10 protein-coding genes and 3 pseudogenes are annotated in these 15,647 nt (G+C 68.1%); 4 read left to right on the top strand and 9 right to left on the bottom strand.

Annotated elements, in window-relative coordinates; genetic code table 11:
- Positions 1-322: 322 nt before the first annotated feature.
- The 3 genes from ABZ371_RS17105 to ABZ371_RS17095 form a co-directional block, all read right to left on the bottom strand.
- Positions 323-508 carry a hypothetical protein gene (locus ABZ371_RS17105; RefSeq protein ID WP_356307346.1) on the bottom strand — a complete coding sequence of 62 codons (186 nt, stop codon included), beginning with the start codon at positions 506-508 and terminating at the stop codon, positions 323-325.
- Between the two features lie 297 nt (positions 509-805).
- On the bottom strand, positions 806-1,780 hold the full coding sequence (locus ABZ371_RS17100) for an NmrA family NAD(P)-binding protein (protein ID WP_356307344.1): 975 nt from the start codon (positions 1,778-1,780) through the stop codon (positions 806-808).
- A gap of 554 nt (positions 1,781-2,334) precedes the next feature.
- The gene (locus tag ABZ371_RS17095; protein ID WP_358679751.1) at positions 2,335-3,774 is read right to left on the bottom strand and encodes a DHA2 family efflux MFS transporter permease subunit; all 1,440 of its coding nucleotides are present in this window, start codon (positions 3,772-3,774) and stop codon (positions 2,335-2,337) included.
- 68 nt (positions 3,775-3,842) lie between these two features.
- Here ABZ371_RS17095 and ABZ371_RS17090 point away from each other — a divergent pair, with 68 nt between their 5' ends.
- On the top strand, positions 3,843-4,454 hold the full coding sequence (locus ABZ371_RS17090; RefSeq protein ID WP_356307340.1) for a helix-turn-helix domain-containing protein: 612 nt from the start codon (positions 3,843-3,845) through the stop codon (positions 4,452-4,454).
- Positions 4,455-4,597: 143 nt separating this feature from the next.
- A pseudogene (locus ABZ371_RS17085) lies at positions 4,598-5,058 on the top strand (transposase); the annotation flags it as partial.
- 419 nt (positions 5,059-5,477) lie between these two features.
- On the opposite strand, the gene ABZ371_RS17080 reads toward ABZ371_RS17085, so the two are convergent.
- Both ABZ371_RS17080 and ABZ371_RS17075 read right to left on the bottom strand, forming a co-directional pair.
- On the bottom strand, positions 5,478-6,149 hold the full coding sequence (locus ABZ371_RS17080; protein ID WP_358679747.1) for a response regulator transcription factor: 672 nt from the start codon (positions 6,147-6,149) through the stop codon (positions 5,478-5,480).
- Complete coding sequence (locus ABZ371_RS17075) at positions 6,124-7,293, bottom strand: sensor histidine kinase (protein ID WP_358679744.1); 1,170 nt, start codon at positions 7,291-7,293, stop codon at positions 6,124-6,126. The genes ABZ371_RS17080 and ABZ371_RS17075 overlap by 26 nt, the downstream gene beginning before the upstream one ends.
- A gap of 182 nt (positions 7,294-7,475) precedes the next feature.
- On the opposite strand from ABZ371_RS17075, the gene ABZ371_RS17070 reads away from it, so the two are divergent.
- Positions 7,476-7,691, top strand: a complete 216-nt coding sequence (locus tag ABZ371_RS17070) for a hypothetical protein (RefSeq protein WP_358679741.1) — start codon at positions 7,476-7,478, stop codon at positions 7,689-7,691.
- 4 nt (positions 7,692-7,695) lie between these two features.
- Positions 7,696-9,876 (top strand): MMPL family transporter, encoded by a 2,181-nt coding sequence (locus ABZ371_RS17065; protein ID WP_358679738.1) that lies wholly within the window; start codon positions 7,696-7,698, stop codon positions 9,874-9,876.
- Positions 9,877-10,204: 328 nt separating this feature from the next.
- On the opposite strand, the pseudogene ABZ371_RS17060 reads toward ABZ371_RS17065, so the two are convergent.
- The 4 genes and pseudogenes from ABZ371_RS17060 to ABZ371_RS17045 all read right to left on the bottom strand — a co-directional run.
- Positions 10,205-10,372: pseudogene (locus tag ABZ371_RS17060) on the bottom strand (Tn3 family transposase); the annotation flags it as partial.
- A gap of 215 nt (positions 10,373-10,587) precedes the next feature.
- Positions 10,588-11,982 (bottom strand): annotated as a pseudogene (locus tag ABZ371_RS17055) (transposase); the annotation flags it as partial.
- A gap of 299 nt (positions 11,983-12,281) precedes the next feature.
- Positions 12,282-12,671 carry a hypothetical protein gene (locus ABZ371_RS17050; RefSeq protein ID WP_358679735.1) on the bottom strand — a complete coding sequence of 130 codons (390 nt, stop codon included), beginning with the start codon at positions 12,669-12,671 and terminating at the stop codon, positions 12,282-12,284.
- Positions 12,671-15,070, bottom strand: a complete 2,400-nt coding sequence (locus ABZ371_RS17045) for a Helicase associated domain protein (protein ID WP_358679732.1) — start codon at positions 15,068-15,070, stop codon at positions 12,671-12,673. The genes ABZ371_RS17050 and ABZ371_RS17045 overlap by 1 nt, the downstream gene beginning before the upstream one ends.
- Positions 15,071-15,647 lie beyond the last annotated feature (577 nt).

Raw genomic sequence — 15,647 nt, 5'->3', positions numbered from 1 at the left:
CCCAGGATCAGACGAAGGCCGCCTTCAAGTCCGCTGAACAGCGAAAACGCCGACCAAGTTCGAGCCGCGTTCGACGCCGGACCATAAACGACAAGGTAAGTGCCTGTTTCTAAACCCAGAAGCCGCAGGCCAACCCGCCAGTGTCCCAAACGCGAAGTTCGCCGAAGCGTTCGCAGAGCGGTCACCGTGACCGTTCGGCGAACGGAACTGCTACGGCCTCGGTACTGGTGGGCTCGCGTATTCAACTGTCACCAGTTCTCCGAGGAGTCCACCCTGGTGGTGACCGCCAGTGGTCCCCAGAGGCGTATCGGCTCCAGGTGCCTCAGGCTTCGGAGGCCAGCTTGGCCGTGGTGACCCGGTGATAGCTCAGAGCCTCCGCGACAACCGGGGCGGCCATCTCCAGCACGTGCTGCCGAATCGCGGCGGTGCGACCGGCGGTGGTGGGGATGCCGATGTCGTTGAGGAGCGCTGCCAGGATGTCGGGGGCAGGAGCGTGATAGTGAGCCAAGCGCCCCCGCACGATGCACCGCGTGACCGCTCGCGGCCCTCTTGGTGCCAGCCCCGAGGACCTGACGCACATCCGTGCCACCGAAGCCGCCCCGCTCCAGTCCCTGCCAGGATTTACCTGCCCGACCTTGACGGCCTCCGGGCCCGTGGGGCCCTCGGCTCACACTCTCCCGCCTATCCGGGCGCCGCGGATGACGGCCAGTCCGACGAGGGCCCCTATGGGCATCTGCGGCGGCGCATGGCTCCGCCTTCATGACGTCATGACGTCGTGAGGCCGTTGCTTGGCCAAAACGACCTCTTAACCGGCCGCCAGATTCTGGATGCGCAGATGGTTCTCCAGCGCCCAGCGCACGGTCTTTGGCGGTCGCCCGAGCAGGGTTTGGAGCTGGTCGCTGACGCCGAGGTATCCGCCGCCGCCCACCAGCCGGGTCAGGGTCTTCATGTGCTCCGCGGTGTGGGGAATCTCTGCCATGGCAGGGTCCACGTAGGTCTCGTTCCAGGTTTCGACCTCTTCGGGTACGTAGGTGACTTGGCGTCCCAGCACAGCCCCGAAGTCCTCTGCGAACCCGTGCATGTCCTTAAGTTCCGGACCGTTGAGCTCGTACGACTTCGAGATGTGCGGAGCGGGGTCGGCCAGGATCTTCGCGCACGCCTCCGCCACGTCGTAACCCGCGATGGGCGCGAGCCGGTGGTGGCCGAAGGGCAGGCGCAGTTCACCGTTGCTCAGCGGCTCCAGTGCCAGCCAGGTCATCAGGGGGTTCTCGACGAACATGGCCGCCCGGATGTTGACGGTCGGGAGACCGGACCACTCCAGCACCTGCTCGGCGATCCAGTGGGCGCGCTGCTGCGGCGACCAGTCCGCGACGAGTCCGCCGAGCCATGCACGTCGTTCCTGCTCCGGTGCGGTCATCTTCTCGAACGTCATGAACGACTGCTCGTACTCGGACATGTTGACGAAGATCTCGATGTCGCCCTGGGTCCGCGCCGCCGCGGCCATGAGGCTGACGGCGTCGGTGTAGTACGGCGTCAGGCTCATGCTGAAGTAGATGCGCCGGACGCCCTTCAGTGCGGCTGTCACGTCGGCGATGGTGAGCAGGTCTCCGACGAAGACCTCGGCGCCGGCCTGGCGGAGTGCCTGCGCGCGGTCGTCGTCCTGCCGCACGAACGCGCGCACGGGGTGGCCTTGGTCAAGCAGCATGTCGACGATCGTTCGACTCACACCGCCGACGTGGCCAGCGGCTCCGGTGATCAGGATGGGATGGCGCTCTGACATCGGTGAGTCCCCTATCTGGTTGGGTGGTCAGCTGTATGGAAAGACCACGGAATGCGGCTGGCGATCGTTTTGGGTCGCTTCGGTCGCCTGGGATGTCTATGCCGTCGCTCGGCGCGGTGGCAGGCAAGGGTGTCGGTCGGATTCGGAGAGGTGGCCATGCCCGCAGGAGGGGTCGATGACGGCAAAGCCGCCAGACTCGATGGCCGCCTGCACCCGGGCCTTGGGCCCTTCTCCCGCCGACCCGTGCCCAGCCAGGCGAATTCTGCGCAGTGTCGTGGGGGCGCAGGGCCGTCGACGCGGGCGAGGAAGTCCAGGCGTGCGGCGTTGGTCTCCGCGGAACGCTCCTGCCGCCTCCAGTAACCGCGGCCCGAAAGCACCACCACGTCGTGGAGTTGGGGCGCGACAGCGACCAGCGGGTTGCCCGACCTGGCGGGCCACGGGGAGGCCGGGCAGGAGTTCATCCTCAACGACCTGCGGCTGCCGCGGGTCCTCGTCGGCCTTCTGGTTAGCGGCCATTGGTACTTGCGCGGGCTCGACCTCGGTGGCTACGGGCTCTAGCGCAGGGCAGCAGAAGCGGGCTCCGGTGCAGCTGCCGCAGGGTCTTGTGCAGCGGTACCGTTGGATGCGCTTCCTCGCCCAGAGGGTAGGAACACGGCGATGATCGCGCTGGCCGCGACCACGGCGGCACCGACCATAACGGCCGGCTGCGCCGCGTCGACGTACCCGGTGGGCGTGAGTTGGCCGCCGTTGCCAGTGAAGACCGCAGTGAGGACGGCGATCCCGAGCGCGACCCCGATCTCGCGAAGGGTGGAGTTCGCTCCGGACGCCTTCGCGTGGTCGTGCTGGGGCATCCGGGCGAGCACGACGGTCGAGATTGGTCCGAACACAGCACCCATTCCGATTCCCGCGAGTGCGAAGCCCGGCAGCAGCGTGAGGAAGGTCGCGTCGGCGGCCAGCGTTCCCGCCATCCAGAACAGCCCGCCAGCGAGGAGGACCATCCCGCCGGTGATGAGCGCACGCGTGCCGACCCTGGGGGCGAAAATCCCGGCGAGCGGCGCCACGATCATCGGCGCGAGCGTCCACGGCGTCGTCCAGACGCCGGCCTCGAGCGGGCTGCGACCCTGCACGACCTGCAGGAACTGGATGAGGATGAAGACCGCACCGAAGGCCCCGAACGAGAACGTCATCGCAACGATGTTGGCGAGCGTGAAGCTGCGGTCGCGGAAGAGCCGGAGCGGTAGGAGCGGTGCGGACGTGTGTGCCTGCCAGAGGATGAACGCGACCAGCAGCACGGCGCCGCTGATCAGCCCGGAGAGCACCTCGCCACTCGTCCAGCCGGCTTCGTTTCCGCGGACGACGCCGAAAACGAGCCCGAGGACGCCGAGGCCAGCGAGCAGGACGCCGAGGACGTCGGCAGGGACCCGGGCGCCACGGGTGTTCGGCAGCGCGAAGATCGCCAGCGGGACCGCGATGATGCCGACGGGGACGTTGAGCCAGAAGATGGCCTCCCAGCTCCAGTTCTCCACGACGGCGCCACCGACGAGCGGGCCGAGCGCGACGCCTAGACCGGAGATTCCGCTCCAGATGCCGATGCTGACGGCGCGGAGGCGGTCCGGCACGCTTGCGACGAGGAGGGTCAGAGAGAGCGGCATGATCGCGGCGGCGCCGGCACCTTCGACCGTGCGCCAGACGATGAGCGCCGTCGGGTCGGCGCTCAGCGCGGCGAAGACCGATGAGACGGTGAAGACCGCGATGCCTGCGATGAACAGGTGCCGGCGGCCGAGTCGGTCACCGAGGGCGACGGCGAGAAGGATGAGCGCGGCGAAGGCGAGCGTGTACGCGTTCGTGATCCACTGCAGCTCCTCGACCGAGGCACCGAGGTCGGCGTGCACGGCCGGCAGAGCGCTTGTGACGACGAGGTTGTCGAGCGTGGCCATGAACATCGGGAGGGACGCGGCTACGACAGCGAGCCAGACCGGGACAGAACGCTTCACGTGAACTCCGGTTAGAGGTAATCGTATGATTACTAGCTACGGTAGTTATCCGTTGATACCTTGTCAACATGAGCAATGAACCCACTGACGGCACCACCTCCGGCAGCCGTATGCCTGCCGCAAAGCGGCGCGGACTGATCCTGGACGCAGCCCGCAATCTCTTTGGACGACGTGGCTACCACGGCACCACGACTGACCAGATCGCCGCAGCAGCCGGCATCAGCCAGCCCTACGTTGTGCGGATGTTCGGTACGAAAGAAGCGCTCTTCCTGGAAGTCTTCGCGGACACGTTGGCGACCCTCCTCGACGAGTGGCGCGAAACGCTCGCGGCACTCGCGCCGGAGGACACCGCCGCGCATGCCATTGGTGAGCGCTTCTTCGACCTCGCCGCCAAGCGGGGACTGCACACCGTCCTACTGCAAGGGTTCGTTTCCGGGGCTGAACCAGCGATCGGTGCAGCGGTACGCGACGGTTTCCTGCAGATCTACCGCTTCCTCCGCGACGAAGCAGCATTGCGGGATGAGCAGATTCAGGAGTTCTTCGGTAGCGCGATGACCTTCGCCGTCATGCTGGCGATCGACATGCAGTCGCTGTTCGACCAGGACTCCGACGCCGCGGACCTGCTCCGCGCCACCTTCGGCGCTAGGTGTGGGCAGGTGCTGGAGCTCGTGCGGCAATGATGCCGCGAGTCGCGCTTGAGCCAATCTCAGACGGGTCGCTGCTGGCCAGGCAGCTGCCATGCCGGTTGAACCTCTAACGCCGCCGCGCCCGGATTCGTCGCCGGATACGGCTGCGGCAACCGTTTGCCGAGTCGGCAGACGGGTCGGTCAAAGCCGCAGAGACAGTCGGCAAGGACTCGCGGGGCTACGACGGCGCGAAAAAGATCAACGGCCGCAAGCGTCACCTGGTGGTGGACACGCACGGCCTGCCGCTATTCGTCATGGTCAGCCCGGCGGACATGACCGACCGTGACGCGGCGAAGGAAGTACTGTTCGGCTCCGCCTGATGCACCCGGAGATCACGATCGTCTGGGCCGACTCTGGCTACGCGGGCCCGAAGATGGGCGGCTGGGCGAAGAAGTACCTGAACCTGACCCTCAAGACGGTCAGCCGGCCCAAGGGCGCGAAGGGCTTCGTGGTGATCAAGCGCCGCTGGGTGGTTGAGCGGTCGATCGCCTGGATCATGCACGCCCGGCGTCATGCCCGCGACTACGAAAGGCTGATACAGCACTCGGAATCGTTGATCACTTGGGCCGCGATCACCCTCATGACCAGGCGTATTACTCAACGCCAGTCCCGACGGGCCGGACAGCCCCCGCCCCGCGCTCCCATCGGGCACTGAAGCCGTTCTTCGGGAAGAGCACGGACCGGACTCCGCACAAAACCGGCTCAGCTCCACTCTGACACGCCCCCGGACTGCCAGTCAGCCGTTCCCCCACACCGACGCCCCGCCCTGGCCTCGCGGGTCGGCTCCGGCTACCAGCGGGCCCCCTCTGGGCCACTGACAGCCTCACGAAGCCACCCCCCGGTCGATTCCTGACCTGCGAAAACCGCACTTAGACTTCGAAAGCAGGCTCTGAGACGGGGAGCGCGGCGATCTCAGCCAGGAGTGCATGCAGTCGACAAGCCCCCGGGCAACGCGGTTGTCGGCGTCCTGCAGCCACTCGTCGCACGACCAGACCGCGGGTGGTGGCAGGTGTCGAGCTAGTCCTCGAGCCAGCCCGGGCTGACCATGCGGTATTCGTAGGCCATGACCACGACTTGGGATCTGTCGCGGGCGCCGAGTTTGGCCATGATGCGGCTGACGTGAGTCTTCGCGGTCAGTGGGGAGACCACCAGTTGCGTGGCGATCTCGTCGTTGGTGCGGCCGGCGGCGATCAGTCGCATGACTTCGCGTTCGCGGCTGGTCAGGGCATCGAGGCGGCGGTCGGGTGTGCGGGCGTTGGCGGGGCGGTCGGCGAATTCGGCGATGAGGCGGCGCGTGATGGAGGGAGTGATGAGTGCGTCGCCTTGGGCGGCGACGCGGACTGCGCGCAGGAGTTCGTCGGGTTCGGTGTCCTTGAGGAGGAATCCGGTGGCGCCGGAGCGCAGGGCTCCGTACACGTACTCGTCGAGGTCGAACGTGGTCAGCATCACCACCTTCACTGCCACCAGTTGCTGGTCGGCGGCGATGCGGCGGGCGGCTTCCAGTCCGTCCATGCCGGGCATGCGGATGTCCATCAGGACCACGTCGGGGTGCAGTTCGCGGCAGGCGGTGAGGGCGGTGTGTCCGTCGGCGGCCTCGCCGACCACGTGCAGGTCGTCCTCGTCGTCGAGGATGCCGCGGATCCCCGCACGGACGAGGCGCTGGTCATCCGCCAGCAGAATCTGGATCATCAGCTGCTCCGCCGATCGGCTCGTGGTGGTCCGGGAACGGTAGCCGTGCCCGGACGGTGAATCCGCCCGCGGGGCCGGCGGTGGTGCTCAGTGTTCCGCCCAGGGCATGTGCGCGTTCGGTCATGCCGGCGATGCCGCTGCCGTGTGCGGGGCGTGCCGCACCGTGGCCGTCGTCAGTGACGCGAAGGGTCACCTGCCGGTCGGCGTGGTGGAGGTCGACGACGACGTGCCGGGCGCCGCTGTGCCGGACGGCGTTGGTCAGGGATTCCTGCACGATGCGGTAGGCGGCGAGGTCCACTGCTGCGGGCAGCGGCGCCACGGTGCCGTGGCGCTCGATGCGCACGTCCAGGCCCGCCCGCTTCGCCGCGGAGACCAGCTCGCCGATGCGGGAGAGTCCCGGAGCGGGTGCGGTCGGGGCCGCCTCGTCGGCCTGGCGCAGCACGCCGAGCGTGGCGCGCAGGTCCCGCAGGCCGTCCTTGCTGCTCTGTTTGATGGCGGTCAGCGCCTCCGGTGCCAGGTCGGGGTTGTTCGGCATCCGGTGCAGCGTGGAGGACGCCTGTACGTGGATCATGGACATGGTGTGGCCGATGACGTCGTGCAGTTCGCGGGCGATGCGCAGTCGCTCCTGGGTGGCGCGCAGTCTGCCGTGTTCTTCGGCGTAGGCGAGCCGGCCGTGGCGCATCGCGCCCAGCGCTAGCACCGCGATCAGCCAGCCGGTGAGCATGAAGACCGCTGTGCCGGTGACGTCGCCGGTGCCGACGAGTGCGCCCGCACCCACACCGATGACCATGACCGCGGCGAGGGCGACGGACACCTGGATTCGTCCCTGTGCCGCCAGCGCGTACAGCGCGGCGATGGGGATGATCACCAGTGGGCCGTCGACTGTGCTCAGCAGGTGGTAGGCGCCGGTGCCGAGCACGGTGAACAAGCCCGCCGCCACCGGACGGCGGCGGCGCAGCGGCAGTGCCGCGCACACCAGGACCGCCAGGAGCCAGGAGGCGATCAAGGAGGCGCTGGCGTGCCATTGCGCGCCGAGCCGCTGCCCTTCGGCCACCCCGCACAGCACGAGCACGATCCCGGCGAGGGCCAGGTCGGCGTGGCGCCCGGTGGGTAGTCGGAAGCGGGTGGCATCGAGGTGGATCACTGCTTCATTCTGCCCGGCCAGGGATGCCGCACGTTGGCTTATGTGCCGGTTTGCGGCGAGGGTGCGTGCCAGGGGTGTACGCGGTGGCCCGGGATGTACATCTGCTGGAGTACATCGGTCGCGGCCGAGTGTCTGCCGTGGGCCGACGCCCGCATCCGGTGGGCGCCAGCAGGATCGAGGGTATGTCGTCGCCCTTTGCTCCCACCCGGATCAGTGCTGCCGTCGTCGGCGCGCTGGTGGGTACCGCGGCCGGGATTCTGCTGATCACCGCCGCCGGAACGTTCTCGATCACGGTCAGCGGTGTGTTCGCCGGGCTCGCGCTTGGTGTCCCCGCGCTCGCCGGGGCGGTCGTGGGCGTGGCGATGGCTCCAGGTAGCACTCGCTCGAATTCGAGGTAGGCACATGTCTTCCCCCCGCGGCTCCACCGCGTCCCTTGCCCCGCCCCCGCCCGGTACGTCGTCTGCGCCTGTCGGCCGGTTCGGCGCGCTGGCGGGCTGGGCGCAACGTCATCGCTGGGCCGCCCTTGCCCTGTGGGTGGCCGTCCTTGCTGTCATCACGCTGGGCTCCACCGCGGCCGGATCCGCGTACAAGAACGACTTCACGCTGCCCGGAACCGACTCCCAGGCCGCCACCGACCTGTTCAAGAAGCATGGCAGCGACCAGGCGGGCGACAGTGTCGAGATCGTCTTCAAGGATGCCGCAGGCATCAAGAGCGCGAAGGCCCGCATCGAGCCGATGCTGGCCGAAGTGATGCAGATGGCGGGCATCGCCGACGTGCGCAGCCCCTTCGCCGACGCCTCGGCGATCTCGAACGACGGCACGATCGCCTACGCATCCGTCACGCTCGCCGGCAAGACCGAGGAGGTCCCCAAGGAGGACGTCGCCGAGGTCATCGATGTCGCACAGCACATCGCCACCGACGACCTTCAGGTCGAGGTGGGCGGCGAGGCGGCGCGCAACGCGCAGGACCAGGATCCGCCGACCGCCGAACTCGCCGGGATCGTGGCCGCGCTGGTCATCCTGGTGCTGCTGTTCGGCTCGCTGCTCGCGGCCTCGCTGCCGCTGATCACGGCGCTGTTCGCGGTCGGCGGCGCCATCGGGCTAATCGCTCTGGCCTCGCACATCTTCACCGTCGCCGACTTCACCCCGCCCATCCTGATGCTCGTCGGGCTCGGTGTCGGCGTCGACTACGCCCTGCTGATCTTCTACCGGTACCGCCACGAACTCCTCGCCGGCGCGCAGCCCGCCGAAGCCGGCCGCAAGGCCCTCGACTCGGCGGGCCGCACGGTCTTCTTCGCCGGCTGCACGGTCATCGTCGCCCTCCTCGGCCTGGTCGCCCTCGGACTCGGCTCCCTGCAGGGCATCGCCCTCGCGGTGGCCATCACCGTCCTGGTCACGATGGCCGCCTCCCTGGTGCTGCTGCCCGCACTCCTTGCTCTGTTCGGCGGGCGCATCCAGCGCCATGTCCTGAGGCAGCAGGCCAAGGCCACCGCGAAGGGCAAGACCGAGGGCAACCGCTGGCGCGCCATGGCCCGCACCGTGCAGCGCCGACCCATCCCGACCCTGCTGGTCGGCGTGATCGCCCTGCTGGCCCTGTCCGCACCGGCTCTCAGCATGCGCCTGGGCTTCGCCGACGCCGGCAACACCCCGAAGGACACCACATCCCGGCAGGCGTACGACCTGCTCGCCGAGGGCTTCGGCCCCGGCTTCAACGGTCCGCTCATCGTGCTGGTCAAGGGCGACCAGAACGCCGGGAAGACCGTCCAGGCGAAGCTCGCCACCACCGACGGCGTCGCCGAGGCCAGTCCCGCGATGCCCTCCAAGGACGGCGCCCTGTCCACCGTCTTCGTCTACCCGACGACCTCCCCGCAGGCAGAGGGAACCGTGGACCTCGTCCACCACCTGCGCGACGACGTGGCCCCACCCCTCGAACACGCCACCGGCGCCGAGGTACTCGTCGGCGGTGCCACGGCCGCCTCCCAGGACGTCTCCGAGACACTCGCCGACCGGCTGCCGCTGTTCGTCGCCGTGGTCGTCGGCGTCTCCTCGCTCCTGCTCCTGCTGGTCTTCCGGTCGATCTGGATCCCCGTCAAGGCGGCGATCCTCAACCTGCTGTCCATCTCCGCCGCCCTCGGCGTGATCACCCTGGTGTTCCAACACGGCTGGTTCGGAGCACAGCCGGGTCCCATCGAGGCGTTCATTCCCGCGCTGATCTTCGCGATCGTCTTCGGGCTCTCCATGGACTACGAGGTCTTCCTCGTCTCCCGCATCCACGAGGAATGGATGCGCACCAAGGATCCGGCCCAGTCCGTTCGGGAAGGACTCGCGTCGACCGGCAAGGTCATCACCGCGGCCGCGGCCATCATGATGTTCGTCTTCGGAGCCTTCGTCCTCAGCTCGGACCGCATGCTCCAGCAGTTCGGTCTCGGCCTGGCCGTCGCCATCCTGCTCGACGCGGTGGTCATCCGCTGCCTGATCGTCCCCGCCGTCATGCAGATGCTTGGCAAACGGGCCTGGTGGCTGCCCGGATGGCTGGACCGAAAGCTGCCCCAGGTGTCGATCGAGCGTCCCGAGCAGAACTGACCCGCGGCCCGGCGCAGCCCAACTGGCTGCGGCCCAGCCTGTTCCCGCCGCTCGCTCCCTGGTTCTCAGGGGCGACGAAGGAGTGGTGGTAAAGAGACTCGTCCCTCCTCCTCGCGGACAGGATGCCGCGAGGAGGAGCGCCTTACCCGCAGTCAACGTCAGCTGCCCTTGCCACCATCGGGCACTTGGCATGGTCGACCGGACAGCTCCTCGGTACTTCGAGAGCTGTCTTTTCACTGCGATTTGTCTATCCCCTGGTCACCGAGGCGTGAGGCGAGAAGGTCGAACGGGACGGGACAGCGGGTTCGAAGTTCAGAAACAGGCTCTAACGGCCCAGCACATTGAGGTTCTTGTGCTTCAGCGGCGAGAGCCGGGCGACGTCCTCGTCGTGAATCTCGTGGCCCTCGGCGCGGAGCTGCGCCACAGCGGCGTCGATGTACTTCGTGGTCCACAGCACCACGGCGTTGAGGACCAGGCCGAGCGCGCCGAGCTGGTCTTATCCGAACTTGTCCAGCGAGACCGGAGATGCACGTAGCCGGCAGAGCGGTCACGGATCGTGGTGTGCGAGGAGCCGTGGGTATGGGAATTTCTCGGGCGTGTCGCGGCGCGGAAGTTGACTCCGGTGATCGGTTGAGGCGTGCAGCAGCAGACGTCGCCTCACGCCCCAACCTCAGTCACGTGCCTACTACGCCTGGCGAAGGGAGCCGATGATCACGCCGTCACGCACTCGCCGCCATGCAGTCCAGCCGTCAGCCTGTGACCCTGCTGCGGCCACCGCTGCTCCTGACGGAGTTCGATAGGGCTTGCCTTCGAAAGACAGCCAGCCGTTCGGCAACACCGTCGCCTCATGTCGCACCCCGAGACGAGGGCGGGCATGCCGTCCCGGTACGCCTGGTGGATGGTGCCGCGCTTGCCGTGGCACACGTCCCGGGCGAGCTTGTGGCGGGACTCCTGCACGGTGAGCTGCCGGTTCATCTGCCTGCGGTAGGTGTCGTCGACCGGGTCGACCACGGCCAGCAGGTGCAGGGTCTTGGCGATCCGCCCGTACTCGGCGAACGCCTGCCCCAGCGGAGTGGGGCGTCCGTCGCGGCCGAACATCCGCAGCAGGTCGTAGGCACGGACCTGGTTGGTGACCAGGGAGCCGGCCACCCGCAGCATGTCCGGCCAGTGCGTGATCACCTTGTTCAGGTTGACCCGGTTTCGGGCGAAGTCCTCCAGCGGCCCGTACGTGCCCGTCTCCACGCCAGGCATGGTGGCCCGCCAGAACCGCTGGTTGTCAAGGTCGCGGAACCGCGGGCTGAAGTTGTAGCCGAGGATCTTGAACAGGCCGAACACCATGTCCGAGTAGGAGGCGTTGTCGGTCGCCACCATCTCCGGCTTCACCCCGCCGTCCAGGTTCAGCAGCGCGTCCAGGATGTGCAGCGAGTCGCGCGGTGTACCCGGCACCACCATCTGCCCGATGCCCGCGACCTGATCGTTTACGGCGTTCAGCCAGGTGATGTCGCGCTTGAAGCCGAAGTACTTCGGCGACGGCGCGGCGTTGATCGTGCGCACGGGCACGACAAACCGCAGCCCGTCCACCGACGCCAGCAGCCCGTCGCCCCAGTACCTCACGATGGGCACCTCGGCCTGGGCGGCGATCAGCTTCGCGTTCGCCGCGGCGATCGTGTCGGCCCGCAGGTAGAACTGGTCGACATGGACCAACCGGGACCGGGTCAGGGCCTCGATGGCAGGGTTGGTTACCGGAGTCATGCCGATGTTGCACGCCTCCGACACCAGCAGCGCCACCAGCGACGTGTGCAGGTCCTTCATGCGGATGGTGCCGTCCCCCAGGTGCACGAACGCGTCCAGGAACCCGGTCCAGCCGTGCACCTCGAACAACAGGTCTGGCAGGTCGACCTTCGGCAGCATCCGCTCCACCCGCCGGCGCAGCCACCGCAGGCTCTTGGGCTCGCCGAGCGCGCCGAGCGCGTCCACGTTCAGCTTCGCCCGCCCGTTCGGCTGGACCTCGATGGAGACCTTCGCCTCCTTCCCGGCCTCCTCCAGCCGTTCGGCCATCAGCTTCCACGTCGCGTCCAGCGCGCTCACCAGCGCGGACAGGTGCTCACGCTGGCCGTATCTTTAAAGTCCGCCACGAGCCAAGTCAGATGGTTCAGCTCTCCCTGCCGGGAACCACGACCTACCCCCGACTCCCCGACCAGCCCCGGCCGCCACGCAGTTTGCCGGGGGAGCACCCCGAAGAGCCCAGGGCCTACACGCACACCAGTGCGATGCTCGCGGCCCAGGACCCCCGGCATCGCACCCCAGTGCGTGTAGAGCCTGGGGCCGGTGCCCCTGGCCCCAGACAGCGAAGGACCCCGGGCCGCCCGCGCGCCCCGGGGTCCTTCCGCCGGTCTCACCGCTGCTCACCAGTCGTCAGGTGCGCTGCCCACCCACGCGATCGGCCGGCCTTCGCTGTTGCGGCCCCAGTGCGGTTCCTCCATCGAGGTCTCGTGCCCGCCGGGCAGGACACAGATCCGCCCCCAGCGGCCGTGCTTGCCCCCACAGAGCCCGGCGAACCCGTCCGCGTCGCCCTCCGCCACGGCCTGGTCGTAGCGGTCCTGGAACGGCTGCAGACGGGCGCACAGCTCCATCCCCAGCTCCGTCTCCGCCGCCTCCACCCGCTCCCGCGCCTCCCGCACCCCAGGGTCGGCCAGCACAACCGAGATGACGTCCTCCGCCTCTGCGAAGGCCCTGGTGCGGGCGTGCCGCCGCACGGCCTCCTGCACGCGCCGCTCTTCCCCGGGTGTAGTCATCACGCTGCTCCTTCCGCAGCCGCCCACTCCAGCCCGAGACCGGCCAGCGCGGCGAGCTTGTCGGCGGTCAGCTTGGCCCGGCGACTCTTGCTGTTGCTGAGGAACACCCCGAGCTTCACCTCGCTCCCGTCCTCAAGTCGCTCTACGTGGGCCCTGGGGACCTTCACAGAGCCTTCCCGGGCCGTGTACTGCTCCAGGGCCGCTACGCCCTTCTCGAAGGCGCTCACAGCCTTCTTGGGGGCCTTGGCGGGCTCCGCCTTCTCCGGGGGCAGCGGCACGATGCCAACCGCCTCCAGGAGCTCGCGCTGCCCGTCCATCAGCCCCGCCCAGACCGTGTGCTGACGCTGCTTCGCCAGCCACTTGCCCACGTCCATGCCGTGCACGGTGAAGCCCGGCAGGACGTCGGAGTGGTCCTCCTCATCCGTCAGCAGCTCCCGCAGCGCGGCGTAGTGCCTCTGCCACTCCGCCGGCCACGCGGGGTCCCAGTGCTCATCCACGGCCTCCAGCGCCGTCTTCCACTCGGGGTGGCCCTCCAGCGCACCCGGACGCCGCAGGTTCGACAACCACTGCCCCACCGGCCGGTCCAGCATGGTGGCGGACCGGGGCGCGCACAGCGTCCAGTGCTGCTCGTAGTACGCCTTGGCGGCCTCCAGGTTCTCCTGGAACCGCTCATCCGCCACGCTCCAGACCATGCCCAGCTTCTCCAGCCGCTGCGCCCGCTTGCCGGTCATCTGCCCCGCCCCGTACGCCCTTCGCTGTTCTGCGACCCAGGTCCCAAGCGGAAACGCCCCCTCCTTGAACCCGTACGGAACTCGGGCGTGCAGCTCACGCTCCGTGAACGTCTTGAGCGCCGACCAGCCGCGCGCCCAGTCCTGACGCTCGGTGTCGATGACGTTGAAGGAAATCCAGTCCGCGACCATCACCGGGTCACGAGGAGCCGCAAAACGAAGCAACAAACGGGATTCATCCTCGTCTTCCTCAGGCGCCGAACCGATGTGCCTAGACGGCTGCACAACGTCTTTCTGAGGCTCCTGAGGGATCGCGAGCAATTCGATCGCCTCTTCGTCGTGAGCGCGCAGACCCTCCAATACCTTCACCAAAGGCCGATACGATCCGGAGGTGAACATTTCTTCCGGCTCCTCTCCGGGCTGGAGAAATACCGGCACGATCAGAGAAGCGACTTTCCCCTGTCCGGGCTTTTGACGCAGCGCCCGGCCGATCGCCTGGACGATGTCGTGCGGAGCGCCCTTGGGGTCCAGGAAGGCCACCGAGTCCACCGCCCGGATGTCGACGCCCTCACCCAGGACCCGGCAGTTGCACAGGACAGCCCGCAGCGCCGTGGACCCGAACTCGCCCAGAACCCCCCGTCGGCGCTCGGGGACGTGCTCGCCGCACAGCCAGTCCGCCCAGATGCGCGCCGGGTACTTCTCAGGCTGGTCAGCGTGCAGCCGCTTGGCGACACGCTCCAGGCCCTCCGCGAACGCCTGCGCCTCTATCGTTCGGTGGTGGAAGGTGATGCACGTCTGGAGGTGGTGCTCCGCCATCGTGTGCAGCAGCGCCGCCTGCAACGCCCCAAGCCGCTCACCGCGCACCCTCTCGCTGTGCCGCTCCTCGCTCATCAGCCGCTCCGGGGTGACGACCGGGTCCTGGAGCTCCAGCACGATGATCTGGTACCGCGCAAGCAGCTTGCGCGACACGGCCGACGCCAACGAGAGCTTGTACAGGACCGGCCCGAAGACCCGCTCGTCATCCATGGAGGCCGCCATCTCACGCGGCAGCGGGTCACGCACCCCCTCCGCGACGTCCCGGTTCAGGCGCTCCTCCCAGATCCGCGGAGTGGCTGTCAGGTACAGCCGCCGGTGCGAGGGGATGACGCCCTGGTTGTGGACGTCGGCCCACGCCTTACCCATCGAGCCACTTGTCCTGTGGGCCTCATCGACCACCGTCAGGTCCATCGGGTCCAGCTGCTGCCCGTAGGCGCCCTCGAACGCCTCCGCCAGGACCCCCAGCGAGGCGTACGTCCCGAAGATGGTGACCGGCCCCGAGCTGTGCCACAGCGCCAGCTGCACGGGATTCGTGGTGGAGCGCACCTTGAGGTTCCACAGCTCCGGGTCGTCGGTGAGGCTGCACACCGCAACCGCCGGCCCCGTGTGCCCGGCCTCGCGCCACGCCTGCACCGTCTGCGTCAGCAGGTCCAGCGTCGGCACCAGAACGAGAATGCGGCCCTTGGGCACAAGGCGCTTCGCCGACGTCGCCGCAATGATGGTCTTTCCCGTGCCACACGCGGCGTGCACCTGCCCGCGAAGGCCATTCACGGGGATGCCGCCCGGCGGGATATCGAAGCCCCGCACAATGGCGGCCACGGCTTCGATCTGATGGTCACGCAACTTCACGGCCATTTCCCGTGTTCTCCTTTTCGCGGAATGTCGCGCGTAATCAGAATGGAAGGGCCCGGCGCGGTGGTGCGGCCCGGGGTTGTGGTGTCTGGACCCAAACACTACACAGGCGAGCCTCGTGATGCATCACCCGCACGCCAACTTTCACCCCCAGGGTGATACATGGCTGAATCTTACCCCGGAGCGGCCGGTTGTCCTGTATGCTGGTGGGGTCTTGGTGAGCGTGACCGGGCAGTTTCGAGGGTGGGGGAGTGGTCAGGGTGGAGCGCAGCGGAACCCTTCACTGCGGTGAGGCCGGCACCCATTGGACCCGACGGTCCGTCACATCCGTTGCGGGGGTGGTGGCCAGGAACCCCAAGCCCTACACAGACCCCAGCGTGATGCACCTCCTCTTACTGCCAGCCCAGGCGACCGCGCTTGCGCGGGTGCCCGCAATGAGCGCTTGCGCGAATTGCATTCTCTCCCGGAATTCCGTTTACGGAATTCCATTCCGGCGCTTGCGCCGGAATTCGAATTGCGCTTGCGCAATTCATTCACTATGACCCGGCTTGCCGGGGCATATCCCGCGGAGCGGGATATG

Origin of the sequence: Streptomyces sp. NPDC005899, assembly GCF_040629645.1 — a bacterium.
Classification (GTDB): domain Bacteria; phylum Actinomycetota; class Actinomycetes; order Streptomycetales; family Streptomycetaceae; genus Streptomyces.
This window is presented reverse-complemented; position numbering and strand designations above follow the sequence as displayed.